Below are 25,848 nucleotides of genomic sequence, written 5' to 3' on the forward strand. Positions count from 1 at the left end.
TCCCACACTTCCTATTTCAGCATTTGCCATTTAGCAGCGTTCCGGCGGGTTGTTGACCCGCGGTTGCCAGCTGTTCAAGTGGCCAAAAATCGCTCGTGGCAATCCGCCCTACTCTGCCCTAAGCTGAACAGCGGTTCTTTGAAAACCCAACTCCTTCTTCTCTTTGTGCGCCAGCGGTGCGCACACACTTTGCCTTCGCGTTGTCGCTTCGTGTCGCCTCAAATTGAGAATATCGCTTGAAAAATGACCATAAAATCTGTTGTAGGAACGCTTTAGCTTTATGTCGCCTGAAACGCGTTGGCACTTCGAACGCAACAATAGCCGCCGGTCAACGGCCGACCGGAGCGGGTACCAATGGGGAATGTGGAATGCTGAATGAGGAGCGGGAAGTGTCAGAGTGACGACCGACTCCCACATTCCCCATTCAGCATTCGCCATTGATCAGATTTCTGGCGGGTCGTTGACCCGCGGCTACGAAGGACGGCGAGTATGCAGAGGAGCAAGCTTGATGGCTCGGGGACTGCCGCGGAAGTCGCAGCACCACCGGCAGGCGTGAATCCTCGCTGCCAAACAAGGAAATCGGCGCCATCGACCGTGCCATTGCCGTCGGCATCGCCGGCGGCGTTGTTCGTTTGGCCGGCGCTGCCGAAGCCAGTGCGCCACATCGCCAAATCGTCGCGGTTCACGAGCCCGTCGCCGTTGAAGTCAGCCGGACTGAGCGGCGCAGCGGCGATGACGTTCAGGAAGACCGTTACGTTGCCAGGGTTAAGTTGCCATGCCAGCCCGGGAGCGAGCGTGGGCAGTTCGAACGTATCAAATATGCCGCCAGCGCCGCCGCTCGCGGCGAGGAAGGGAATCGAATCGCCCAGCTGCGGTTGATAGACGCCGCCGCCGACATTGACGAGCGCGACTCGCAGCGTGCCGCCGAGGTCGGCCGTGCCGTCAACTTCCAGGCGATCGAACTGCCCGAACTGCGTGCCGCCGATTTCGATTTCGAGCACGCCGCTGTTGAGCGTGAGATCGCCGTCGATTTGCATTAGGCCGGGGCTCTCGCCGGGGGCGATGAGACCGCCGTTGTTGACGAGATCGAAGTCGACGACGGCTGCGCTCAGCGTGCCGCCGGTAAATTGGAACGTCCCGCCGCTCGCGCCTTTGGCGAGCCGACCGGTTCGCAACACGCCGCCGGAGAGATGGTACTCGCCGCTTGCCCCGACGCCGCCCCCCAGCAGCACTTCGTCGGCGAGCACCAATCCCCCCGTCTGGTTCACCGTGCCGTTGCCGCCGACGCCGACTTCCAACCGTTCGGCCACGTCGATCCAACCCGCGGTGACGTTGAGCGTCGCCGCGCTGCCCGCCGCAGGCGCCACTTGCAAGACTCCCGCATGCTGTCCGACAGCGTCGACCGCAACCGTGCCGCCGTTGACCACCGCCGCGTCATACTTTGAGGGTTGCCAATTGCTGCCGGCAGTAACGCCGCCATCGTTGGTCCGCCAGTTCGTGATTTGAGCGTAGCGCGTGTTCGTGGCGCCGTTGAAGACAATCGGCGAAGGGGCCGGGAACTCGCCCGCTTCGTTGAGGTATTCGACGACGTTCACGTAACCGTCGCCATCAAAGTCGAGCTGGTTGTCGGCGCCGGAATTGGGATTGAGGCCATGGGCGAGTTCCCAAGCGTTCGGCATGCCGTCGTTATCGCTGTCCCAATTGGCCGGCCGAGTCGTCGTTGGCGCCGCGAGCAGGTTCGCCAACTCGGTTGCGTTCGGCGCCGCGGCCCCGACGCCACCCGGCGGGCCGATGTTTGTCTTCACGTTATTGATGATCCGCTGATCAATCGCTTCGCGGTTCCACCAGAAGTTGCCGACATGGTCGAGCACCTGCTCATACGCTGCGGGCGCCGTTTGCGTGGTGACGGGCGCCGTCGCGAACGGCGTCGCCATTTGCGTCATCGTTTGATCGGTGACCGGCGTCGAGACGGCGAACGCCCCCCAACCGAAATCGCTGCCGTTCGGCACGCCGCCAGGATTGAGCTGCTTGTCGGCGTCGACGAAGTTGCCCGACTGATAGACGCGCGAGGTAACGTTCTTGTCGACCGAGAACGCGCGGTTCGCGGGGCCGGTGGTGTTCGGCCCGGCAACGAGGTAGTTCCCGACGTAGTTGACGTCGGTGAACTCCTGCTCCGACTCGCTGCTACCGCCGGTGTAGCTTGCACGGTCCCGCCAGTTGTAAATGACGTTGTTGCGGAAGTCAGCCGTCAGCGTCGCGGCGTTGTAGGTGCCGAAGCGGGCCTGTCGGCTGGCGTTGCTCGCATAGAGATTGTGGTGGAACGTCACGCTGGAATCGATCTGCGGACGAATCAGCGAGCCGTAGGCGTGACTGTTCGTGAGCGCGTCCGCGATGATCGAGTACTGCACCGTGACATTGGTATTGTTGTTCGCCACGGAGAGATCTTCATCTTCGGCCCACGATGCGGAGACGTGGTCGAGAATCATGTTCGTCGCTACGGTCTGCCCTGCTCCGTTGCCGCCGGCGAACGTGATCGCATCTTCACCGTCGCCCGTTCCCTTGCGGAACGTCATATAGCGGAGTACCACGTTGCTGTTAACGGTGTTGTTGCTCTTAGTGATTTGCGTCGTGTTGCCGTACACGGTTACGGGGCTCGGCGCTGTTTGGCCGGCGATGTAGATGTTGTTGACCGTCTTGATATCGAGGCTGCCCTGAGTGAGTTGGAATGTGCCGCCGACGTCGAAGACGACGATCACGTTGCTTGCCATCTGCTTGCGGGCGGCGTCGTAGAAGGCTCCCCGCAGCGTGCCGACGGCGGGCTTGCCGTCGGGGGCGAGCGTGTCGGCCGTCGTAGTGACGTGGTAGACGGAGGCGTTGGAAAACCAGCCCCCGGCCGGCGCCGTGCCGGTGAATGAACCGCCGAATCCCTCGGCGCCGGGGAAGAAGGGGAGCTGGGCATGGGCGTGCGCCGCAGCGACGATCGCTAGGATGAACGCAACTGCACACAATGCGAAAGGCGTCTTGATCAGCGGCATGCAGAGCTCACGTTGCGCTAGTTCTTGTTAGCCAATTCGTTGATGTAGACTTCCAAGTTTGTGTAGCCTTCATCGCTCAGCGATGTGCCGTTGCCATCGCTGGAGTCACCCGGATCAAGCCCATGCTCGCGTTCCCACGCATCGGCGATGCCGTCGTGGTCGGCGTCGAAATCGGCGGGCCGCTTTTGTTCTTTCAAATCGTCGATGCCTAGCAGCTTGCCGTCGGCGCCACGGAACTCTTCTTGCGAATCGATCAACCCGCCGGTCCGCTTCCGTACCGAGTCGACGATTCGCCGGTCGATCGCATCGCGTGAAAGCGAGGCCCCGACGCCGGCGAGTACAGCTTCGTACGCTTGTTCCGCCGGTTGAGTCGCTGCGGCAACTTGCTCGCCAAACGGCAGTGGCTTGCCAGCGGTGGCGAGCTGATCACCTTCGCCAAACCCGTCAAAACCTTTGGCCAGCTCCGCGTCATCCGTCGGCACAACGCCGTCGTGATCGTCGCCTTGATCAAGGTCGCGCCAGTTACCTATGGCGACGACTTCGCTGCGCCCTGGCGTCTTCTCGCGGAAGAAATACTTCGCCTTCTTTGCCGGGCCGCAGATGAAGACGTTGCCGAGCAAGTTAACGCGAACGTCGCCCCCTTCGCTGCGATGGGCGGCTTGATCGCCCCAATCGTAGACGACGTTGTTCGCGAGATTGAGATCGGTGCGGCGCCGATCGCCCTCTGTTTGCCCATCGTCGAGCGTTTGCTGTCCGCCAATCGATGGGTTGCGAGCTCGATTGTGGGCCCATAGGTTGCCATAGAGAGTGTAGCCGCCGACGTTCTTAGCTTGATCGTCAGCCGTCAGTTCGCCGCGGATGAGTGAACCGTAGCCGTGGGCGCCCTTCGGGTGGAACGAATTGTTGAGCCCCTCGGCGATGATCGAGTTTTGAATTGTCACGTCGCGGGCCCGCGTCACCGAAAGGACTTCGTCGATGCCCCAGGCGGCGGAGACGTGGTCGAGGATCACTCGCTCGCTCTCGTTGCCGACGTACATCGCGTTGGCGGAGGCGGGGTTTAGTTTTTTGAGGTTCGCTCCGGCGGGTCGTTGACCCGCGGCTACTGGCGTTGGGCGCGCGTTAAAGTCGCCGGTGCGGAAGCGCATGTGGCGAAGGATCACGTTTTTTGTACCGGAGACCTCGGCAGGGAAGCCCCAGCAAGTGATCCCGCCTGGCGCCGTTTGACCGGCGATGGTGAGATCGGGCTTACGAATTTCCAGCTCCGCGTGGAGTGGAATGGCGCCGCCGACGTCGAAGACGATGGTGCGCGGTCCCTCGGCCGAGCGAATCGCATGGCGGAACGAGCCTTCGATTTTGGGCTCGGTCTTCGGGTCGTAATCTTCTAGCGTCGTCACATGGTAAACGTCGCCGCCACGACCGCCGGTGGCTTGGGAGCCCTGACCAATGGCGCCGGGAAACGCCGGCGGCGCGGCCATGACGAACTGACTCACGGCGATTCCAGCGACGAAAGCCGCAGTAGCTTTCCATTTGCCCAGTGCGCAGACCATGACCTCAACCCGCTGAAGGTATCGTGCAAAAGTTTCACACATGGATTTCGGGAGACATCACAATGGGTGCCACAGGCATCTTGCCAGTGGCACCCGAAATGTCTACTGACGACGCCGAGCGACCGCCAACGCAGCCAGCGTCGCCAGCCCGCACAGGCCTAACGTCGCTGGTTCCGGCACTGACGTAAACTCGACGCGAAACAAACTCGTATCAAACTGAGCCGCCGTGCCGCTCGCGCTCGATGGCCGCAATGCAAACGTGTCGAACGTGAAGCTCGGCGTCGTATCGGTGAAGCCAACGGTCGCCGTGCCGGCGCCGCCGACGTTGCCGCCGCTCATCGTGCTGACGATGTCCAGTCCGCTCGACGCATTGCGAGTGAGCGTCATCACATACGTGTACTGCGTGTCGCTCCCGTAACCAGTCGCGCCGGTGGCGACGCCGTTCGCGAGCGCGAGCCAGTCGCCGCTGCCGCTTAGGAGGGCGCCGTTGCCGTCGTGCTCACGCAGCTGAAAGGGATTGCTGTTACCGAGCGTCGGGCCCATATTCATGAACATCGAGTAGCCGCTATAGGTTCCCGAGCCGGGAGCGCCATTCGCTGCTAGCCGAGTCGCGGCAGGGCTATCGACGACAGCGAGTCGGAAATCTTGGCTCGTGTTGCCCGCGTTGACGGTGCGCGGCGTGAACGTCCAAGTGACCCGAAGCGAATCACCCGTGTTGGCCAGCGTCACGGGCGAAGCTTCGGGCGTGAAGTAGGTCGTCCATGAAGACGACCCGGTCGAAACGGAGCCTGCCAGCGGTCCACCGCCTCCGGTGGGATCGAGCGTGCCGCCGCCCCCCTGAAACCAGGCCGCTTCCAGATCGGTGTCGGAGTCGGCGTCGACGCCCATTTCGGAGTAGATGGGCGATGCCGGATCCGAGTCAGTTCCGTCGACCCAGCGGTCGTTCACTAGAATCGCGGCATTAGCCGCTGACGAGAGACCGAAAAGCAGACAACCCGCCGCAGCGAGTCGCCAATTCGTAACGTGCATGAGCGTCCCTCCCAGAGATGAGAAACCAAGGAGATGCCGAGTGCGAACCAATCGGCGCGACTTGAAGTCCTGAGGCTCGCGTCGTGCTGAGCGTCGAGGGGCTGCAAGACCGCTGCAGAGAAGATGGAGAAGTAGCGTCCGCACTGGCGACTGCAGCGTTCAGTCTATTCGCGGGACTTCTGCATCCAAGTAGCCAATGTTGCAATGTTATTCCGAAAAGACGCAACACCATGGCAATTACGTCGCGAAACTGAAGTTCCGCACCGTCCAATCTTATTTTTTAGGCAATTGGCAATGATGGCGCCAGTGCATTGAGTTAACCACGATGACACGCAACGCCACGATCGCGGACGCTTGGTGGCGAAATTCTCGACATTTCGGCCGCGCATGAGCGAAGCCGACTGAACCACTTCGCTTGCCTGCTCGCAGTCTGCGGAACTGCTCTACGGAATGCATTCGCGAAGCCTCGCCACCGCGTTGCTCGATTCGCTGATCCACGCCGCAGACAGCATCGCACAGACGTGCGTAATTTCGGACCAATGTTGCAATAAATGACACTAGACTGCAAACCTCGCCACAGCGAAGATCAATCACGGCAGCGGCAAGCCTTCGGTGGTGTGCCGTCGTTCGCTGATTAGATTGCATGATGCACGCGATTGAACGGGCCGCAGCCTAACAAGCTCGACGCCCGACCAATCCTTTTCCAATAGTACGTCGATTCCGACCTGCTCGTCGTTGTCGTAGCCGAAGATCGCTCGACTCCCTAACTCCATGCCATCGTGCTGACGCGACATCGCGTCAGTTCGCGAATGCGCACGGAGATCGCTTAGCGCAGAGGATTTCCATGGACCAATCTGCACCGGCGTCAACTGCCACCGGTGGCGGCAAGCCTCCTGAGGTTCGGCGGGCAAGATGCGCCATCGCGGCGCGAGCCTTCACGCTCGTCGAGCTGCTAGTGGTGATCGCGATCATCGGCGTGCTTGTGGCGTTGCTGCTCCCGGCCGTGCAAGCCGCCCGCGAAGCCGCGCGACGGACACAGTGCCAGAACAATCTCAAGCAAGTCGGATTAGCGACGCAAAACTACCACGACTCGCGGCGAGAACTGCCGCCGTCGCGCGTGGCAGATGGCCAGCAGACGTGGCTGGCGCTGATCCTCGACTACATGGAGCAAGCGAGCGTCAAGAAACTGTGGAACTCGCAGCTCGGTTGCTACTACGACCAAACACTCGCAACGCGGAATGTTAGCGTCGAAGCGTACTACTGTCCGTCGCAGTCTCACGAGAATCGCGCGATCCTGGTCCCGGAAATTCCACAGGACGGACATTCTCACGTTCGCGGCGACCCGGAGATCCCCGGCACAACGGTTGGCTACTCTGGAGCGCTGGCGGACTACCGAGCAGTGCTTGGTTCGACCTGCCCAGTCTTCGCCACGAATGATGCAGGAACACTGATTCAAGTCACCGACTTTGATGGCGGCATGGGCCACTATGCCGATGGAGCCATTCCGCAGTGCGACCGAAGCAAAGTCCGCTTCGGCGGCGCCGGCAATCGGGGCGTCATCGGCTTCAAAGGGATGACGGCGCTCAAGAACGTCACCGACGGTACGTCGCTTACGGTGCTAGGCGGCGAGGTCGGCCGTTACGCTTCGGAAGCGGGCCACTCCTTCAATGGCGATCACAATGCAGCCATCATGCTTGGCGAAGGTCGCGGATTCTGCCAAAAGTGCGAATTGAACAAAGCCGAGGGAGGCGACAACGGCTTCGGCGGCGTTCACTCCGGCATCGTGCTTTTCGTCATGTGCGATGGCAGCGTGCAGTCCGTTTCCAAGGAGACCGACTTGCCCGTGCTCGATCGCATGGCAACGCGGGCTGGCGACGATTTGTACGCTCTGAACGGCACAGCTACAAGCTGCCGGCCGTAGTGCTCTTTCTGAGCGAAGGCTATTCATGTTCTGGAGCCTGTTAAAGCACCGAATGCCGTCGCTCGCAGTCGCGCTCATGCTGTGCGCGGGTTGCGGCGATTCGCTCCGCACCTCGATCGGCGGGCAAATCACTCGCGCCGATGGTTCGCCGCTCGTCGGCGCGACCGTCACCGCACGCTCCGATGCAACAGGCAAATGGGCTCGCGCCGTCACCGATGCCGACGGAGCCTTCCAGCTAGGCGGAGCCACAGCCGACGACGGCATCGAACCTGGCGAATACTACGTCACCATCACGGAAGATCGCGGCGACATGGGGCAAATGCCGGCGACTATCCCCGCGCGCTATGCGAAACGAACTGCGTCCGGCATTGCTCTCACCGTCGCCGCGGGCGAATCGCAGGAACTCAATCTACAACTCGATCCCACGTAAAACCAACTCCGATCGGCGGCCTCGCTGACCTCCCAGCAGACCGCTCGGTTGACTCTCATCAATGCCATCTCATCGTCCGGAGACATCACGCATGCTTTCGCACCAAGGCTCGCCATCGACGAAGCTTTTTGGATTGTTCGCTTCCGGGCTACTCGCCATACTGTCGCCGGCTCCTGCCGCCCACGCCGCCATCACCTGGGACGGCCAAGCCAACACCCAATGGTGGTTCGATCCCGTCAACTGGAACGCCAACAGCAACGCCAACAATGTCCTGCCACCGATCGATCCGATCGCCAGCGGCGACACGCAAATCAACATCGGCACGGCCGGCGCCTGGAACCTCACCGGCGAGGGCGTCGTCTACGATCCCGCGAACGATCCCTTCTTCACCGCCGCCAGTTCCGTGACGTTCCCCACCGGCTCGCCGCTCGTCACGACGCCTGGCGTCATGCGCGACTACGGCCCGGAGACAATCTACCGCCTCTACATCACCCGCAATCAAACCAACACGAACATCCTCACCATCAAGAGCGGCGATCTCGTCATCGAAAGCACAACGATCATCGGCCGCTCGGGAAGTACTGCCGAAGCGGCGAACCTCGGCAAGATCGTGCAGACGGGCGGTTCGCTGCGGTTGCCAACGGCGACGCTCGATCTCGGCCAGCGCGAAACCTCCGGCTGGGGCAACGGCACCTACGACTACCGCGGCGGCGTCCTCGAAGTGCAGCAGGCGGGCGGCACGCAGGGAATTCGCCTTTCGGCCGGCAGCTCAACCAACGGCACTGGCGGCAGGGGCCGGTTCATCATGCACAACCCGACGACGGCTGGGCATGTTCGCACGTTCGACTTCACGCTCGCCGCCGACGGCAACAACGGCGACGGCATCACCACGGGCGTCGCGACGGTCGAGTTCCACTTCGAAAACGGCGGCACCCGGCCGATTCAAGTCGACCGCAACCTTACCATCAACAACGGTCTCGATGCGGACAGCATCGGCACGCGCTCCTCACGGCTGGAACTTTTGCTCGACTCGGCGCCGACGCTCACGGTGGGCGTGCCGCAGAATCTCGGGCTGTTCGACGTCAACTTCGGCGGCACGTTCAGCGGCATCATCAACGGCACCGGCGACTTGGACGGCGATGCCGTCTTCAACGACGATCGCGTCTTCTCGAACGCCGCCGGCTCCGTCCACTATCGCCAGGGCGACACCGTTTCGGCGACGTTCGGCAACACGAAGTACAACTGGACGATCAGCTATACGGGCGACATCACCTGGACCGATCCGGTCGCCGGCTCGGTGGCGGCCGTCGCGGGGAGCGGCGGGACCGACGTCGTGCTCGTGGGCCTCAGTTCCGAAACGCTCGCCATCGACGACGCCGATTTCAACAACGACGGCACGGTGGACGGCAAGGACTTTTTGATTTGGCAGCGCGGGTTCGGGTCGGGTACGAACAACGGCGTCGGCGACGCCAACGGCAACGGCGCGGTCGACGCGGCCGATCTCACGATCTGGAAGAGCCAGTTCGGCGGCCCGGCGCCCGGCATCGCCGCAGTTAGCGCCGTACCTGAGCCGGCGACGATAGCGCTAGCAAGCGTGGCGCTGGGCGGGCTGCTCGCAGCGCGCCGCTGCACGGCATAGATGGCTGAGTTGATTGAAGAATTGACAGGATAACAGGATTGGGAGGATCAACAGGATTTACAGTAAACGCCAAAGTTGATCAGCGTGTAGCGACCTCGGGCTGCAATCAATCCATCCAATCCGCGAAATCCTGTGATCCTGTCAAATCCTAGTCGAGCCGCCACTCAACCTAGCGCTGACCTGCCGATCTGCAATAACGCGGCGGCAATTCGAAGCGGATATTGCAGCGGATGTTCGAGTGAGCGTCGCTACTCATCCTTGGCCAGGACAGAATCGAAAATAGCCGGCTGGATATCTGGGAATCGCCGCTCGATCTTGTCAGCAACGAATGTCGCATCCAGAGGATTGCTCTTAGAGTAACTAAGTTTCACGAGGCCTGTTCGGAGTAGTGGCACGTTGTACGCGTGACTCTCTATCGAAGCGTCCGTGTTACCCGCGAACTCCTCGTTCAGACACTGAACTAGCGCCGCTTGTTGCGACTGATCGCCGCCGGTCAAGAACACGTCGATGCAAGCATCTCCGTAGTTTGGATGGCCAATCTCCGCCCGCAGCTTCATCCGTCCGTAAACGCCCATCGCGAGCCACAGAGCCAACAGAGGCGTCCACTGCAGGATTGTTGATTTCTTTGGCATCGTTTGTTCGGAAGATACGAGGGGCGAGAACTTTGTTCGCTTGGTTGGGTTCGCCGTTGTGAGCGACGCTCCGGCGGGGGCGTTGCCCCGCGGCTACTTCAGGCAATCAGCGGCTTCACCACTTGGCCGTGGACGTCGGTCAGGCGGAAGTCGCGGCCGGCGTGGCGGTAGGTGAGGCGCTCGTGATCGAAGCCCAGGAGGTGCAAGATCGTCGCGTGCAGGTCGTGGACGTGGACGCGGTTCTCGACCGCTTTGAAGCCGAAGTCGTCGGTGGCGCCGTAGACTTGGCCCCCCTTCACGCCGCCGCCAGCGAGCCAAGTGGTGAAGCCGTAGTGATTATGGTCCCGGCCGTTGACCTTGCCTTGATTGGCGCCGGCCGTCGGTAATTCGACCGACGGCGTGCGGCCGAACTCGCCGCCCCAAATGACGAGCGTCTCATCGAGTAAGCCGCGCTGCTTCAAGTCGACGAGCAGCGCGCCGATTGCCTGATCGCACTCGCCGGCGAGCTTGCGGTGGATGATCTCAAGGTCGTCGTGGCTGTCCCACGGCTGCCCTTCGCCGTGCCACACTTGCACGAAGCGGACGCCGCGCTCGACGAGCCGACGGGCGATGAGGATTTGCCGCGCCTGCGTGCCGGGGCCGTACATGTCGCGGATGTACTGCGGCTCGCGGCTGACGTCGAATGCCTCGGCCGCCTCGGTTTGCATGCGGAAGCCGAGTTCGTACGACTGGATGCGGGACTCAAGCGCGGCATCATCCTGGCGAGCTTGCTGATGGCGGAGGTTGAGCTTCGCGAGCAAGTCAAGCTGTTCGCGTTGCCGCGGCAGCGTAATCGCCTCGTTGCGAATGTTCTCGATGAGCTGCTCGATGGCCGTGTGCTGCGTATCGAGGTAGGCGCCTTCGAACGCCCCGGGCAGGAAGCCCGATTGCCAGTTTTGCGTTTCCTGGATCGGATAGCCGTTGGGGCACATCGCGACGAACGCTGGCAAATTTTGATTTTGCGAGCCTAGGCCGTAGCAAACCCACGAGCCGAGGCTGGGGCGAATCTGCCGGGCGTCGCCGCAGTTCATTAGCATCAGCGACGGCTCGTGATTCGGCACGTCGGCATGCATCGAGCGGATGACGGCGATGTCGTCGATCGATTCGGCGGTCTTCGCGAAGATTTCGCTCACCTCGATGCCGCTCTGGCCGTACTTCTTGAACTTGAACGGCGAGCCGAGGGCGGCGCCGGTGGGGCGCTCAGTAGCGAGATTTTGCGTCGGCAGATTTTGGCCGGCGTATTTATTGAGCAGCGGCTTTGGATCGAACGTGTCGATGTGCGACGGGCCGCCGTTCATGAAGAGATGAATGACGTGTTTTGCTTTGGCCGGGAAATGCGCGACCCGCGGCAGGAGCGGATTAGCGATCTCAGCCGACGACGCTTCGCCGGCTAGCATGCTGCCGAGACTGAGCGCGCCGAGCCCCATGCCGCAACGTTGTAGCAACTCGCGACGAGTGAGAGCGAGATGTTCCGGGCGTGGTTGGTGTGGCATGGTCTTTTGCTTTGCTTGGAGGCCGTTAGTTTCTCGCAAAGTCGCGAAGGCGCAAAGGAACGCAAAGAAATCAAATACTAAACACGCGACTCACACAGTTTTCAACTGAGCTTCATCTATAGTTTGCTCACGTTCATCGCATTCTTCTTCGCGTATCTTTGCGCCTTGGCGTCTTTGCGAGAGACGCGCAAGTCTCCACAAAATTCGATCTCAATCCACAAACGCAAACTCATTGCACATCAACAGCACCTGCGCCAGCTGCGACCAGCGATCAAGCGGCGCCGGCGTGGCGGGCCGGGGACCGTCGATGCCGTCGAGCGTGCTCCAAGCTTCCACCGTGCCGTCTTCCCGGGTGAGCGTGATGTTCGCCTTCCAAAAGAACGTATCGTGGTGATGATTGTTTCGATCGAATCGACGATCAGGTCGATCGTGTCCCCCGCGCTGACGGGGAATGATTCCACGCCGGTCGCGCTGCCGCCGGTCGGGACGTGCCACTCGCCGACGCGGCCGCGGGCGCTGGAGACGATTCGCCCCAACACGCCGTTCCCTTCGGCGGCGTGCCGTTGCAGTTCGCCTTCGATCCGCAGCGTGCCGGCAGCGGGGACGGTGAACCGGCGGATCGCGGCGTGGGTCGCGTCGCCCGGATGCCCCCCTTGGACGTTGAGCATCGCCCAGCCGGTCTCGACATCAGGGAAGGCCTCGCCGCCGTTCCAGGTTCCGTTTGCGAAGTGCGGGAACTGATGGAAGTCGGCGCGATCGCTCAACGGATCGTACGTGCCATAGCCATACTGCCACCGCGGCTGCGAGGCGACCTGCGCGGCCGCATCGGCCTCGGCGCCGGCGGCGACGAACGTGGCGGCCTCGGCGATTTCTTCGACGCTCGGCTTGCGGCCCAGCGCGAACTGGTAAAGCTGTGAAACGCGATCGGTGTCGGCCAGCGGCGGCGAGTTTTCGGGAACCGCGGCGCTCCGTTCAGCGAGGCTCCGCGCCTGCTCGGTCGCGAACGGACTGTTGAGCATGAACAACGCCTGGCTTGGCGACGCCGTTTGCGGACGGGCCGCGGCCGGGGTGTTCGGATTCGCGAAGTCGAACGTGCGGAAGAACGCCGGCAGGTTCTGGCGTTCGATGAAGCCGTAAATCGCGCGGCGATTCGAATACGGAGCAGTCGTGAGCTGCACCGATGGACCACCCATCGTGACATCGAGGCGGCCGGCGGCTTGCAGCAAGCCGTCGCGGAGCGACTCCATATCGAGGCGGCGACGATTCATGCGGGCCAGCAGCGCGTTCGTCGGGTCGGCCTCGTGGGAATCGGGCCGCGGAGCGCTCGACTGGCGGTAGACATTCGACATGACGATGCGGCGAATGAGCCGCTTCGTCGACCACGACTCATCCATGAAGGTAACAGCGAGCCAATCGAGCAGTTCGGGATGCGTCGGCGCTTCGCCACGGACGCCGAAATCGCTCGGCGTCGCCACGATACCGCGGCCGAGGAGCTTGCCCCACACACGGTTCACCCACACGCGGGCCGTGAGCGGATTGTTGCGGCTGGCGATCGCGTTGGCGAGTTCGAGTCGGCCGCTGCCGTTTTGAAATGGCTGCGGCTCGCCTTCCGCGAAGCAACTGAGGAAGTGCCGCGTCACCTCCGGCCCGGGCGAACCGCTGTTACCGCGGAGGAAGACGTGCTGCGTCGCGGGTTGCGGGGCGTCGGCCATCGCTGCCGGCAGATCGTCGCGCGGCGTTTCGGTGCAACTCGCCAGCACGCCGTAGAGCGAATAATAGTCGGCCGTGGGAATCGCGTCGTACTTGTGATCGTGGCAGCGAGCGCACGCGACGCTCAGCCCCATCAGGCCGCGCGTCATCAAGTCGATGCGATCGTCATTGATCAGCTGCGCGTCGTTGAGGAACCGCCGGCCGAGCGTGAGGAATCCGCTCGCCGCCGCAGCGTTCGGATCACCCGACTGGTCGGCGGCAATCTGATTGACGATAAACCGGTCAAATGGCATATCGCCGTTGAAGGCGCCGATCACCCAGTCGCGATACTTGAAGGCGTTGGGATAGTTGCGGTCTTCTTGGAAGCAGTAACCCTTCGTATCGGCGTAGCGAGCAACGTCGAGCCAGTAACGGCCCCACCGCTCGCCGAATTGCGGCGAGGCGAGCAAGCGGTCGACGGCTTGTTCGTATTCGGCGTCGCTGGAGTTCGCGGCAAACTGCTCCAACTCCGCGGCGGTTGGCGGCAGGCCGGTCAGATCGTAGTGCAATCGACGGAGAAGCGTCCCCGGTTCGGCTGCCGGCGATGGTTTGACGTTCGCCGCTTCCAGCCGCGCGAGAATAAACGCATCGATCACGGTGCGCGTCCATGCGCGATCATTCACCGGAGGCGCCGCGGATTTCTGCGGGGCCTTCAGCGACCAATGTTTGCGCGGGTCGACCGTTGGAGCTTCATCGGCGGCAGCCGCTTCGGTGCGCGGGTCGGGAGCGCCAATCGCCACCCATTGTTCAAAGTCGGCAATGATCTCGTCGGAGAGCTTGCCCGACGGGGGCATCTCGTACGACTCGTACCTGAGCGCTGAAATGAGCGTGCTTTCGGCGGGATTGCCGGGTTCAATCACCGCGCCGCCGGGGCCGCCGCTGCGCAGGAGTTCCGCCGAATCGAGCCGGAAGTCGCCCTTCGGCGAACCAGCCGCGGCGGAGTGGCACGAATAGCAATGCTCGACCAGCACGGGGCGGATGCGGGTTTCGAAGAATTCGACCGCCGCGGGATCGAGCGCGGCCTCTTCGCCGCGAGCGGAGGAGGCGACTAGCAGTGACGACAGCGAGAGAGCCAGCAACGACAGCGGAGCGCGGCGACAAAGCCTCCGCGCGATACTAACAATCCTCAATCGTCGCAACGCATCCCGCATGGCGATCATTGCCTCGGGGTTTGAACGGTCTCACCTCGCGCCCAGCGGGCCGGGTCATTATATACCGACGGGCAGCCAGCTACACCCGCGGTGGGGCGCCGACGCGAGCGCCTTTTGCGGCGGCGCCTGTTCGCTCGAGCCAAGCGACCGGCGAGTAAATCGCTGCAATGCCTCAGTAGGCAACGACTTCGGTAACAAGATACTGGGAACTAACAGCTCGCCGCACGCCGACCCGCAACGTGAAACTGGAGCGATTAGCGAAACCGCGCCCCATTACGAGCGGTCGGGGGACGTTGCGATTGCTCGTAACTTCTTTCTCATCGCTTCGGCCTGCTCCGGATGCTTGTCGACGAGGTTCGTCGTTTCGTCGACGTCGGCGGAGAGATTGTAGAGTGCGCCCCCTTTGGCGACCTTCGTCGGCGGGCCGGGGTTAAGGCTGTCGCGAGACGGGCCGGCGGGCACAAACTTCCACGATCCCATCCGCAACGAGTGAGGGTCGCGGCCTTCGTGCACTAAATGCGGCCGGCCTGCCTTGTCTTCTCCGAGCAGTGCGTCGAGTTCACCGCGGCTGTCTTGGCAAGCACCAGTCGGAATCTTCGCGCCGGCGAGCGCCGACAGCGTAGCCGCGAGATCGACTTGCCCGAACAGTGCGTCGGTCGTCCCACCGGCGGGTACGCGCGCCGGCCAACGGACGAAGAACGGTACGCGCGTTCCCCCTTCGAACGCCGAGTACTTCCCCGCGCGGTACGGTCCGTTGGGATCATGCTCGTCAAGCAACTCGTTCGCTTGATCGACGTAGCCGTCGTCGAGCACCGGACCGTTGTCGGAGCTGAAGATCACGAGCGTGTTGTCGGCGAGGTTGTGCTTCTCGAGCGCGTCGAGCACTTGGCCGACGGTCCAATCGAGCTGCATGATCGCGTCGCCACGCAGCCCGTGGCCGCTCTTGCCTACAAACCGCGAGTGGGGAACGCGCGGCACGTGAATATCTTGCGTCGCGAAGAACAGGAAAAAAGGTTCAGCGTGGTGACGCTCAATAAATTCGACGCCCTGCCCTGAGATCACGTCGGCCATCTCCTCGTCGATCCAGCGAGCCTGCTCGCCGCCGGTCATCCAACCAATCCGCGAGATGCCATTGACGATCGATTGATCGTGGCCATGCGACCAACGCTGCTTCAGCTTCTCGGGTTGCTCGGCGCCGGAAGGCGACAGGTCGATTCGCTCGGCGTAGCTCACCTCAATGGGATCGGCCGGATCGAGATCGACGACTCGGCCGCCGGAGACATAGACGCACGGCACGCGATCGCCGGTGGCAGCGATAATGAAGTGCTCGTCGAAACCGATCTGCTCGGGACTCGGTTTGATCTGCTTGTTCCAGTTCACCTTGCCTTCGCCGAGGCCGAGGTGCCACTTGCCAATGACGCCAGTTTTGTAACCTGCGCTCTGCAGCAGGCTCGCAATCGTCGGCGTGCCAGGCTTGATGATGAGGTTCGCATCGCCCGGCAAGATGCCGGTTCCTTCTTGGCGAAACGCATACTGCCCAGTGAGCAACGCAAACCGCGACGGCGTGCAGGTTGGCGCCGAGGAGTGGGCGTCGCGGAAGGAGAGCCCTTGCTGGGCAAGCTTGTCGATGTTCGGCGTCGGAATCTTGCCGCCGTTGATCGAGACGTCGCCGTAGCCGAGATCATCGGCGTAAATCAGCACGATGTTAGGCCGCGCGGCGCCGGTCGGTTCCGCAGCCTGCAGCGGCGCAACGCTGGCGAGCGTTGCAAACAGAACGAACAGAATCGAAACGACGCGTGTCATGCCGCTACCTTGGAAGGGACTCTCTTCAGGGGTCGTGTTGTCGGCGAGCGGTAACGTCACCGTGAAGGTTGTGCCCCGATCGATCGCACTGTTGAACGCGATCTCGCCGCCGTGATTATGAACCACCGACTGACAGATACTAAGCCCCAACCCGGTGCCGCCGACGCCAGGGCTGCGCGTGCGAGCCGATTCCGCGCGGAAGAATCGCTGAAAAATATGCTGCTGCTCTTCGTTCGAAATTCCCGCCCCCGTGTCGGCAACGCTCAGCCGGACGCTCGCCCCGTCGACAATCGCTTCAACCGTCACCTCGCCGCCGGCAGGGGTGTACTTCACCGCGTTATCGAGCAAGTTATTGAGCACCTGCCGGAGATGGCTGCGGTTCCCTTCGACCATCGCATAGTCGACCCGGCCGACTCGCAGTTTCACGCCGCGAGCTTCCGCAACGCCAGAGAACATGTCGACGGCCTTGAAAGCCAGCTCGTTCAAATCAACCTGTTGAAACTGAGCTACCGGAAGCTCTGCCTCGGTCTCCGACAGCAGCAGCAACTGATTGACGAGCGCCTCGAGCGCGCCGCACTCTTCAATCACGTCGACCATCAGGTCTTCGTACTCTTCCGGAGAGCGGGCGCCGTTGAGGGCGACTTCCACCGAACTCCGAATCGCGGCGAGCGGCGTCCGCAGTTCGTGCGCCGCGTTCGCCAGAAAGTCACGTTTCACGTTCAGGTAAGCGGCGATGCGATCGAGGAGGCTGTTGATCGTCTCGGCAAGCTGATCGAGTTCGTCGCCTGAACCGCGAATGATCAAACGTTCTTCAAGGTGGTTCGGGCGGAGTCGCGCGGCGGTAGTGATGATCTCGCCCAGGGTGTGCACGGCGCGAGACGCAAGCCAATATCCGCCAATCGGTGCGGCCAACAACACGGCGGCGGCGGCGAGCAGCACCCAACGATCGATTCGCGCCATGTCCTCGTTGATGCGATCAAGCGTAGCGCCGACGCGGATGCCGGCGACGCCGTCGATCGCGTGCGGAGCGTGCATTTGGACGATGCGGTACCCCTCGAAGGTCACAGGGGTCGCGTCCTCTTCAATGCTGGGCCGCGGCAGCCGCGGCCGCGCATCTTGAGTCGCCCACATCTGATCGCCGCGATCGTCGACCAGCTTCACGTACCAGCCGCGATGCTCATGGCTCTGCGCCATGCGCTCCAGGTCGATCTTCAGCGACTCCAGATTGCCGTGATGCACCGAGTTGATCGAGAGGACGATCTCATGTGCGTCGTCGATCAGCACCTGGTCGAGTTCGTGGACGAGCGCCCAGCGCACGCCCTGGCGAAGGCCGATCAGCGTCACGAGCGCCGTGACAATGACGACGAGGGCGTTCCAGACGGCAAGCCGAAACCGCAAGGTCCGCCACGTCGGCCCCTGAGGCTGCGTGCGCTTGGCGAGATTCAACGACGGCATGGCGTCATTCCGTAAAAATGGTCTACAAGGCCGTCTCTCGCTCCGCGCCAGCGTCGTTTAGACGCCCTTTAGCACATAGCCTCGGCCGCGGACGGTTTGCAGCAACGGCTCGCCGAAGTCGCGATCGATCTTCCCGCGCAACCGCGTGATGTGAACTTCGATCACATTGGTGACGCCTTCCCAGTTCGAATCCCACAGATGCTCGCTCAGCATCTTGCGAGTCAGCACTTGTCCGGCGTTCCGCATCAGGAACTCAAGCAGGCTGAACTCGGTCGGCGTGAGATCGATTTCCTGACCGTCGCGCGTGACCCGTCGCGTCGCCAGATCGAGCGACAGCGGGCCGACGCAAAGGCTCTGGGCCGTCAAATTGTGAGCGCGCCGCGCCACGGCCGAAAGCCGCGCGAGCAGTTCAGGAAACGAAAATGGCTTAATCAGGTAGTCGTCGGCGCCGGCATTCAAACCGTCGACGCGCTCTTCGACAGACCCCAAGGCAGTCAGGATGATCACCGGTGTGCGAATTCCCTGGCTGCGGATAGTGCGTAGCACGTCGATCCCCGACTGATCCGGGAGCATGAGATCAAGGACGACGGCGTCGCACTTCTGGGCAACGACGACGTCGAGCCCCTTCGCCCCAGTGGCGGCGAGCGTGCAACGATGACCGGCGTCTTCGAGACCGCGGCGGATCGCTTTCCCGAGAATGTCGTCATCTTCTACGACAAGGACTTCCATACTGCATCTGTTCCGTAAGTGAGGCGAGGAGTTGAACGATGAAAGCGACCATTGCAGCCACCGGCTCGGCCAGTGGACGAATTGCCGCCAGACTCAATTCGCACATCGTCCGCCGGCAGAGCCGGTGGCTTTCACCTTTATGATTGCGATAGTCCTATCATTAAGAATAGCGTCCGCCAGCCACTGGGGGCGACGGGCTAATTAGCGGAAATCCGTACCAGCACGAGAGTAACAGCGGTATGTCAAATTTGTAATTACCGTTGACTGCTGCCGCCGATCAGCGAAAGTATACAAAATCGAAAGGTAATTTCGAACACGAATGCGTTTCGGAGCCATCGCTGGCCGCTTTTTGCAACATGAAAAACGACCGTCCCTCCTAAACGGCCCCCTACCCGTCACCTGCCCTCCCTCGAAGCTCCTGATCGGAGTTCCTCCCGCTGTGGCGCCAATTGCTTCTTCTGAGCGCCCTGCCCCGACGGACCTGCCTCCAGAGAAAGCCGATCGGCTGCTCCGTTCGATCGAGCACGCCGCCCATCTGCTGCCGACTCAGGGCCCGATCACGGTCTTCGTCCACCATAATACGCTTCACACCTTCGAAGAATTGCGTTTCGACGAGGCCCTCGCTCACTCGCAGCGCGTCTACGGCAGCCAACCCTTTCTCGCCGAAGAACGCTACCGGCGCGAACTCGCGCGTGGGCGGATCAAAGAACAAGATCTGGCCGCCGTCCTCGAAGCAGACCTCGCCGATCGCGCGGACGAACTGATTGGGCTGCTGGGAACGCGTTTCCATCTGCGGCTCGCAATCCTCCAGCATTCTCTGCGCACGGCACCGAGCCCCGAGCTCCGGTGGATGGTCGCCGAGACCGATGCCCTTCGTACCTTCCGCGGCGACGTCCCGCCGGAGATTCGCCGGCGGCTGATCGAGGGAACGCGCCGCTGGATCATGCGCGACTTCCGCATCGGCAGCGCGAGGTCGGAACATGTCGACGGGTCGTCGCTGCAGCAGTTGATCGAGCAGACGCTCGATCGTTTTGACCGCCAGAAGATCGAATCGTGGCACGACGCTCATTGGGAAGAAGTCTGCCTGCAACTGCTGTGGCGACTTTCTTTCGACGGCGTCCAGCGCACTGGCCGAGCGGCGCAGCCACTTCCCGCAGCCTCAAGACATCGCGACGCCCTGCTGACGGCGACCGGCGTCGACGCCGACGAGTTGGCCAACGAAGTGCTGATTCGCTACGCCGCAGCCTTCCTCGACCAAGGATACGCCCACTGGCCGCTTCCTGATCGCGACGCCGGATTCTATCAGTCGTTCCTAAAGGTGTACGGTCTGTCGGGAGGCGTCGTTCCTCACTGGCTCACAGGCGTGAAGCGTGAGATCGCCAGGCTGCAACGCGAGCAGGTCACGCCGCTCGCCTGCATCGAGGAATCGCTCAACCTCCTTGGCGTCTCTGGCGAAGAACGCGACGAGTTCATCGCCGCATCGCTGCTTGCGCTGCGCGGCTGGGCCGGCATGATTTGGCAGATGGAGACGAACGCCGAATGGGCCGTGCGGCCGGCGCCGCGGAGAACGCTCGTCGAATTCCTGGCGGTGCGACTGCTACTCGATCGCTACGCCGCCGCTTATGTCGCCAAGGAAGCGTTGGGCGATATAGAGCCGCTTGCCACGCTCCGCGCACGGGTCGCGGCAATTCACACCGCGCGCACGCCCACCGGCAAGACGCAACTGGCGTTCTTAATGTTCCAGCTCTGCCAAGTGCAAGGCATCATGCCGGAAGAACTCTTCCGTTTGCCTGAAAAGACTTGGGGGCAGCTGGCGGACGAGCTTTCCGCCTTCGACGACTTCGAGCGCCGCCGCACGTTTCAATTGGCCTATGAGCGTCGGTACCGCAATCAAACGCTCGACGCCCTCGCCATTCACAATCGCTCCCCGCAGCCAAATAACGTCATCTCGCGGCAGGCGCCGTCGTTCCAGATTGTTTGTTGCATCGACGATCGCGAAGAATCGTTCCGACGCCACTTGGAGGAAATCGACCCCGCGTGCGAAACGCTCGGCTACGCCGGCTTCTTCGGCGTAGCGATGTATTACCGCGGCGCCGCCGACGCCCATCGCCGACCTCTCTGTCCAGTGGCTATCCAACCGAAGCACTACGTTGAAGAGGCGCCTGCGGACGCCTTCGAAGAAGTCTATCGTCGTCGGGCGCGCCATCGGCGGCTGGTTGGCGCGGTCTCGCATCAATTTCACCGCGGCAGTCGTTCGCTCCTGGGCGGCGCCGTCACCGCGCTCGCCGGCACGCTCGCGTCCGTGCCGCTCGTAACCCGCATCCTCTTTCCGCGCACCTCCGCGCAGATCCGCAAGCTATTTGGCCAGATCGTCCGCCCGCCCGAAGCAACGCAGTTGCTGCTCGAACGAAGCGAACCAACGCCCGGCCCCGACGCAGGGCACATCGGCTACAGTGTTGACGAAATGGCCGACGTCGTCGAGCAAACGCTTCGCGAGATGGGACTCACCCGCAATTTCGCAAGGTTGGTGCTATTCTGCGGGCATGGCTCCTCCAGCTTGAACAACCCGCACGAAAGCGCGTACAACTGCGGCGCCTGCAGCGGCGGCAGCGGCGGACCGAATGCTCGCGCCTTTTGCCAGATGGCGAACGACCCGCGCGTCCGAGCAAGATTGGCGGACCGCGGGCTAGCGATTCCTGCAACTGCTTACTTCGTCGGCATTTTTCACAATACCTGCACTGACGGCGTCGATTACTTCGATCTCGATCGCCTGCCCGTCACTCACCAAGAACCGTTCGCGACCACGCAGCGAACCATTGACGAAGCACGACGCCGCAACGCCCACGAGCGTTGCCGGCGATTTGAATCGGCGGAGCTATCGCTCACGCCCGCCGCGGCGCTCGCGCATGTTGAACAACGCTCCGAAGACTTGTCGCAGGCGCGCCCCGAGTACAACCACGCGACCAACGCGGCAGTCTTCGTCGGACGACGCGCACGGTGCCGCGGGTTGTTTATGGATCGACGCACCTTCCTGGCGTCATACGATCCGACTCAAGATACTGCCGATTCGGTAACCCTGGCGCGAGTCCTCGCGGCGGTGATTCCCGTTTGCTCAGGCATCAACCTGGAGTACTACTTCTCTTGCGTCGACGTCGAGGGCTACGGCTGCGGATCGAAGTTACCCCATAACATCGCGTCGCTATTGGGCGTAATGGAAGGGGCGACGAGCGATTTGCGACCAGGGCTTTCCGCACAGATGATTGAAATCCATGAACCGCTGCGAATCTTGTTCGTCATTGAAACGACGCCAGCAGCGCTCGAACGGATCGTGGACGCCAACCCGACGATCGCGCGGCTTTGCCGCAATGCGTGGGTGCAACTGGCGACGCTGAGACCTGAAGATGCGACGATCCACCTCTTCCGCAACGGGCGATTCGAGCGATACGTCACCGAATCCGACCAGCTGCCGGAAGCGGCGGCCTCGATCGATTGGTACCGCGGTTGGCGTGATCATCTTGGCTACGCTTCGATCCAAGCGTCCATCTCGCCGACGCTCGTCTCCAAGCCCAAGGGGAGGACCCCGCGATGAGTTCCGATCAACTCATCCAACTCTTGGGGACGTGCGTCGTCGCTTGCCCGGCGCTATTGCTGGCAACGCTGGGCGTCTCGTCGCTCGCGGGCTGGCCGCTACGCGAGCGAACGATGAGCCGCCTCACGCAAGCCGCGGTGGTGACGGGGCTGCTGGCGTCGATTAGCATCCTCGCGCTGATGCTGATCACCGATCGCCGATTGATCGATCTCGGCCTGGGCCATTGGCTCGCCATTGAAGAGCAGCATCTTCATTTCACGTTCAAATTCGTCTTCGACCGGCTCTCGGTCCCGTTCGTGATACTTTCCTTTGCCCTTTGCGGCGTGACCGGAGCGTTTGCGAGCAAATACCTCCATCGCGAGCCAGGCTACCGGCGATTCTTCGTGCTGTACGCGATGTTCCTGCTCGGGATGGTCGTCACCTCGCTTGCCGGCACAATCGAAACATTGTTCGCCGGGTGGGAACTCGTCGGCCTGTCGTCCGCGCTCCTCGTCGGCTTCTTCCATGAACGCTCGGCGCCAGTGCGCAACGGGCTGCGCGTTTGGACCGTCTACCGCGTGGCTGATGCGGCATTTCTGTTGGCGACGCTCGCGCTCCACCACCTCGCTGGCGGCGGCGACTTCGTCGGGCTGATGGGGAACAGCCCGTGGCCCGCGGGGCACGCAGCGCTCACGACGAACCAAGCGTTGTTCGTCGGCCTGCTGCTGTTGGTCGCAGCGGCCGGCAAGAGCGCGCTCGTTCCGTTCTCCGGCTGGCTGCCGCGCGCAATGGAAGGGCCCACGCCGTCGAGCGCCATTTTCTACGGCGCTCTGTCGGTTCATCTTGGCGCCTTCTTGCTCCTGCGGTTTGGCCCGCTGCTGGAGGCGTCGCCGCTCCTGTGCATCGCCGTGGTGGTGCTCGGGTTTGTCTCAGCAATTTTCGGAGCGATCGCCGCACGAGTGCAAACCGACGTGAAGAGCGCCCTCGCCTTCGCCTCGCTCACGCAAGTGAGCATCATCTTCGTCGAAATCGGCTGCGGCCTGCGGTACGTCGCGCTGATTCACATCATCGGCCATGCCTGCTTGCGAACGCTGCAGCTCCTGCGGGCGCCGACGCTGCTGCACGACTACCACGACTTGGAAAATGCTATCGGCGGCCATCTCCCGCAGCAGGCAACGGTCTGGCAACGCATTGTGCCCGCATCATTGCGTCGCCAGGCGTTCCGCTTGGCCTTCGAACGCGGCTTCTTCGACACGCTGCTCGGCGACTACTGTGTTCGCCCGCTCCTCGGCTTCTTCCGGCTGTGCGACGCCATGGAACGACGCTGGACGAGCTTCCTGGCAGGCCGAACGTCGCGCGATGCCAATCCCCTCCAAGCAACGGGAGGCGTCGCCGACGACCTACAGTGACTGAACTCCACCTTCCCTGGTTGCAACTGGCGATCGCGCTGCCAGCGCTCGGCGCGCTGTCGCTGCTCACGCTGCGCAACCCCGAGGCGGCCCAGCGCCGCACGCTCGTCGCTAGCGGATTGTCGCTGGCTTCCGCGGCGGGAGCTTGGCTCGACTTTGGTTCACTCCATGAAGTTGCGGCACACGACCGCTGGTCGCTCACCCCGCGCCTCTTCGGCGTCGAGTTCTTCGTCATCGACGAGTTAAGTGCGCCGTTGTTGCCGATGGTGGCGCTGATCAGCTTCGTCACCGCACTCGCGACGCTGCGAACGAAGTTTCGCCACTATCCGTTCGCGATCAGTTTGATCTCCGAGACGATCCTGCTCGCAACGCTCAGTTGCCGCCACTCGTGGGGCCTCGTCGCCTTGCTCGCGATCGGCGCGCTTCCCCCGCTGTGGGAACTCCGCACCGGCGGCAAACCAGTGCGCGTGTTTGCGATTCACATGTCGCTCTTTGTTGCACTGCTCGTCGCTGGATGGTGGCTTGTCGAACGAACGACGCCCGGCACGGCGCCCTCGAACCTCGCGTTCGGACTGTTGACCGCCGCCGTGTTGCTTCGCTGCGGGGCCGTGCCCCTCCACTGCTGGATGACCGACCTGTTCGAACACGCCGCGTTCGGCACGTCGCTATTGTTCGTCACGCCCATGGTCGGCGTCTACGCGGCCGTGCGATTGCTGCTGCCGACGGCTCCCGATTGTTCTCTCCAAAGCCTCGCGCTGATCTCCATCGTCACGGCCGTCTACGCCGCCGGGATGGCGCTGGTGCAACGCGACGGCCGGCGGTTCTTCTGCTATTTATTCTTGAGCCACTCGTCGCTCGTGCTCGTTGGACTCGAGACGGTAACGCCGATCGGTTTGACCGGCGCCCTCTGCCTGTGGATCTCGGTTGGCCTGGCGCTCACTGGATTCGGCCTGACGCTGCGAGCGATCGAATCTCGCACCGGCCGCCTCTCGCTCAACGAATTCCACGGTCTCTACGAACACACGCCTGCCCTCGCGGCGTTCTTCTTAATTACCGGCCTCGCGAGTATTGGCTTCCCCGGCACGATTGGCTTCGTCGGCGCGGAACTGCTGCTTGAGGGCGCCGTCGGCGTGCACCCGTGGATCTGCTTGCTGGCGGTGCTCACTGCCGCGCTCAACGGCATCGCCGTGCTGCAGGCCTACTTTCGCATCTTCACGGGCAAGCGGTACTTCCCGACGATCTCGCTGCAAAGTCGCCTGCCGGAACGAATAGCCGTACTGGCCCTCGCGGCGCTTCTGCTCGGCGGGGGCCTCTTTCCGCAGCCAGGGCTGACATCGCGCTACCGCGCCGCCAACGAATTGATCGCCGCCCGCCACGAGCAGCTTGGCCAGGGGCCGGCGATGCGAGCACCCAGCGACTAACTGAGATCATGTCGGCCGAAAGTGGGCGAACTTGCCGCTGTCAGCGGCTTCTTTTCCTCGGTTTTGCTGGCGTCCGAAGTGTCCAGTGCCGATGCAGATATTGACGCCCGTGCAGCCGTGGCCCGATCGGGCTGCGTTGACTTTTCCCTAGCCGCCAACTAGAAGTATCAGCGACTACCAATAGGTTTTGGCAAGCAATTTTTTTGGGCCCAGCGGCCCCTCTGGACGCCATGATTCGCTCACTGATCAACGCCGCAAACGCCGTCTGCCAATGGGGCGGGCAGTGCGCGTTTCGATCAGTTGTACTCGCGGTCGCGCTAGTCGCGTACGGCTCGATCCCGAGTCTCTCGCTCGTGCAGACCGAGGTCGAATCTGAGGTTCAGGAAGAGGCCGCAACCGCTTCCAAACCAGTCGGCGAACTACGACGCAGCCTCCGCTACGTCGACCTCGCCTATCCGGTGAAGAGCGGCCAAGTGGCGGCCCATGTTTGTCGCTCGCCAGCCTTAGCGGCGCATTATATTGATTCGATTCCGCACCTCTCGGCCGGACTGGCTCTTCCGCTGCGCTGTTAGCAGGGCAATCCCCTCCGGCGCGCTCCTGCGGTGCGCCTGTGAGGTCGCTCGACGAACTCGGCGGCGTTTGCCAGAGCGTTTCTTCCACCCAGTCGAATTGCGGTTGCCTAATCGAGCCTGCGCGAGCGTGCCTCGCACCCGTCGGCTCCGGCTGCTTGCTTCGACCTATATGCCGCGGCTAACAATCGGCTGCGCCATTCACCGACTTACGATTCGGAATCTTACC

Annotated in this window: 16 protein-coding genes; 7 read left to right on the top strand and 9 right to left on the bottom strand. The window is 62.5% G+C overall.

Annotated features, from left to right (window positions below; all coding sequences use genetic code 11):
- Positions 1–392: 392 nt before the first annotated feature.
- The 4 genes from ACQY7R_RS16345 to ACQY7R_RS16360 form a co-directional block, all read right to left on the bottom strand.
- Positions 393–3,035, bottom strand: a complete 2,643-nt coding sequence (locus tag ACQY7R_RS16345; RefSeq protein ID WP_428306638.1) for a dockerin type I domain-containing protein — start codon at positions 3,033–3,035, stop codon at positions 393–395.
- 17 nt (positions 3,036–3,052) lie between these two features.
- Positions 3,053–4,525, bottom strand: coding sequence for a pectate lyase family protein (locus ACQY7R_RS16350; RefSeq protein ID WP_428306639.1), 1,473 nt, complete (start codon positions 4,523–4,525; stop codon positions 3,053–3,055).
- A 159-nt stretch (positions 4,526–4,684) separates the two neighbouring features.
- A complete protein-coding gene (locus ACQY7R_RS16355; protein WP_428306640.1) occupies positions 4,685–5,611 on the bottom strand; it encodes a PEP-CTERM sorting domain-containing protein in 927 nt (308 codons plus the stop codon).
- Positions 5,612–6,201: 590 nt separating this feature from the next.
- On the bottom strand, positions 6,202–6,405 hold the full coding sequence (locus tag ACQY7R_RS16360) for a hypothetical protein (protein ID WP_428306641.1): 204 nt from the start codon (positions 6,403–6,405) through the stop codon (positions 6,202–6,204).
- Between the two features lie 50 nt (positions 6,406–6,455).
- Between ACQY7R_RS16360 and ACQY7R_RS16365 the strand changes: the two genes are divergently transcribed.
- The 3 genes from ACQY7R_RS16365 to ACQY7R_RS16375 all read left to right on the top strand — a co-directional run bounded on the left by ACQY7R_RS16365 (position 6,456) and on the right by ACQY7R_RS16375 (position 9,601).
- On the top strand, positions 6,456–7,532 hold the full coding sequence (locus ACQY7R_RS16365; protein ID WP_428306642.1) for a DUF1559 domain-containing protein: 1,077 nt from the start codon (positions 6,456–6,458) through the stop codon (positions 7,530–7,532).
- A gap of 52 nt (positions 7,533–7,584) precedes the next feature.
- Positions 7,585–7,962, top strand: coding sequence for a carboxypeptidase-like regulatory domain-containing protein (locus tag ACQY7R_RS16370; protein ID WP_428306643.1), 378 nt, complete (start codon positions 7,585–7,587; stop codon positions 7,960–7,962).
- Between the two features lie 91 nt (positions 7,963–8,053).
- Positions 8,054–9,601 (top strand): dockerin type I domain-containing protein, encoded by a 1,548-nt coding sequence (locus tag ACQY7R_RS16375; protein WP_428306644.1) that lies wholly within the window; start codon positions 8,054–8,056, stop codon positions 9,599–9,601.
- 248 nt (positions 9,602–9,849) lie between these two features.
- Here ACQY7R_RS16375 and ACQY7R_RS16380 read toward each other — a convergent pair whose 3' ends face one another.
- From ACQY7R_RS16380 to ACQY7R_RS16400, 5 genes are all read right to left on the bottom strand, one after another.
- On the bottom strand, positions 9,850–10,233 hold the full coding sequence (locus tag ACQY7R_RS16380; RefSeq protein WP_428306645.1) for a hypothetical protein: 384 nt from the start codon (positions 10,231–10,233) through the stop codon (positions 9,850–9,852).
- A 98-nt stretch (positions 10,234–10,331) separates the two neighbouring features.
- Entirely contained in the window at positions 10,332–11,765 is a 1,434-nt protein-coding gene (locus ACQY7R_RS16385; RefSeq protein WP_428306646.1) for a DUF1501 domain-containing protein, read from the bottom strand.
- Positions 11,766–12,004: 239 nt separating this feature from the next.
- Positions 12,005–14,665, bottom strand: a complete 2,661-nt coding sequence (locus ACQY7R_RS16390; RefSeq protein ID WP_428306647.1) for a PSD1 and planctomycete cytochrome C domain-containing protein — start codon at positions 14,663–14,665, stop codon at positions 12,005–12,007.
- Positions 14,666–14,938: 273 nt separating this feature from the next.
- Positions 14,939–17,923, bottom strand: coding sequence for a sulfatase-like hydrolase/transferase (locus tag ACQY7R_RS16395; RefSeq protein WP_428306648.1), 2,985 nt, complete (start codon positions 17,921–17,923; stop codon positions 14,939–14,941).
- A gap of 57 nt (positions 17,924–17,980) precedes the next feature.
- Positions 17,981–18,652 (bottom strand): response regulator transcription factor, encoded by a 672-nt coding sequence (locus tag ACQY7R_RS16400; RefSeq protein ID WP_152101108.1) that lies wholly within the window; start codon positions 18,650–18,652, stop codon positions 17,981–17,983.
- 439 nt (positions 18,653–19,091) lie between these two features.
- Here ACQY7R_RS16400 and ACQY7R_RS16405 point away from each other — a divergent pair, with 439 nt between their 5' ends.
- The 4 genes from ACQY7R_RS16405 to ACQY7R_RS16420 all read left to right on the top strand — a co-directional run bounded on the left by ACQY7R_RS16405 (position 19,092) and on the right by ACQY7R_RS16420 (position 25,622).
- Positions 19,092–22,241 carry a DUF2309 domain-containing protein gene (locus ACQY7R_RS16405; RefSeq protein ID WP_428306649.1) on the top strand — a complete coding sequence of 1,050 codons (3,150 nt, stop codon included), beginning with the start codon at positions 19,092–19,094 and terminating at the stop codon, positions 22,239–22,241.
- Entirely contained in the window at positions 22,238–23,629 is a 1,392-nt protein-coding gene (locus ACQY7R_RS16410) for a proton-conducting transporter membrane subunit (protein WP_428306650.1), read from the top strand. The genes ACQY7R_RS16405 and ACQY7R_RS16410 overlap by 4 nt, the downstream gene beginning before the upstream one ends.
- Positions 23,626–25,050, top strand: coding sequence for a proton-conducting transporter membrane subunit (locus ACQY7R_RS16415; RefSeq protein ID WP_428306651.1), 1,425 nt, complete (start codon positions 23,626–23,628; stop codon positions 25,048–25,050). Before ACQY7R_RS16410 ends, ACQY7R_RS16415 begins: the two co-directional genes overlap by 4 nt.
- A gap of 230 nt (positions 25,051–25,280) precedes the next feature.
- Positions 25,281–25,622 carry a hypothetical protein gene (locus ACQY7R_RS16420; protein WP_428306652.1) on the top strand — a complete coding sequence of 114 codons (342 nt, stop codon included), beginning with the start codon at positions 25,281–25,283 and terminating at the stop codon, positions 25,620–25,622.
- Positions 25,623–25,848: the final 226 nt, after the last annotated feature.

This window comes from Lacipirellula sp., from assembly GCF_965279485.1.
Taxonomy (GTDB): domain Bacteria; phylum Planctomycetota; class Planctomycetia; order Pirellulales; family Lacipirellulaceae; genus Lacipirellula.

Excerpts from the sequence above, each read along its gene's own strand:
- ACQY7R_RS16345 (WP_428306638.1), bottom strand. The coding sequence starts at position 3,035 with ATGCCGCTGATCAAGACGCCTTTCGCATTGTGTGCAGTTGCGTTCATC.
- ACQY7R_RS16355 (WP_428306640.1), bottom strand. The coding sequence starts at position 5,611 with ATGCACGTTACGAATTGGCGACTCGCTGCGGCGGGTTGTCTGCTTTTC.
- ACQY7R_RS16360 (WP_428306641.1), bottom strand. The coding sequence starts at position 6,405 with ATGTCGCGTCAGCACGATGGCATGGAGTTAGGGAGTCGAGCGATCTTC.
- ACQY7R_RS16365 (WP_428306642.1), top strand. The coding sequence starts at position 6,456 with ATGGACCAATCTGCACCGGCGTCAACTGCCACCGGTGGCGGCAAGCCT.
- ACQY7R_RS16370 (WP_428306643.1), top strand. The coding sequence starts at position 7,585 with ATGCCGTCGCTCGCAGTCGCGCTCATGCTGTGCGCGGGTTGCGGCGAT.
- ACQY7R_RS16375 (WP_428306644.1), top strand. The coding sequence starts at position 8,054 with ATGCTTTCGCACCAAGGCTCGCCATCGACGAAGCTTTTTGGATTGTTC.
- ACQY7R_RS16380 (WP_428306645.1), bottom strand. The coding sequence starts at position 10,233 with ATGCCAAAGAAATCAACAATCCTGCAGTGGACGCCTCTGTTGGCTCTG.
- ACQY7R_RS16385 (WP_428306646.1), bottom strand. The coding sequence starts at position 11,765 with ATGCCACACCAACCACGCCCGGAACATCTCGCTCTCACTCGTCGCGAG.
- ACQY7R_RS16390 (WP_428306647.1), bottom strand. The coding sequence starts at position 14,665 with ATGCGGGATGCGTTGCGACGATTGAGGATTGTTAGTATCGCGCGGAGG.
- ACQY7R_RS16395 (WP_428306648.1), bottom strand. The coding sequence starts at position 17,923 with ATGCCGTCGTTGAATCTCGCCAAGCGCACGCAGCCTCAGGGGCCGACG.
- ACQY7R_RS16400 (WP_152101108.1), bottom strand. The coding sequence starts at position 18,652 with ATGGAAGTCCTTGTCGTAGAAGATGACGACATTCTCGGGAAAGCGATC.
- ACQY7R_RS16410 (WP_428306650.1), top strand. The coding sequence starts at position 22,238 with ATGAGTTCCGATCAACTCATCCAACTCTTGGGGACGTGCGTCGTCGCT.
- ACQY7R_RS16420 (WP_428306652.1), top strand. The coding sequence starts at position 25,281 with ATGATTCGCTCACTGATCAACGCCGCAAACGCCGTCTGCCAATGGGGC.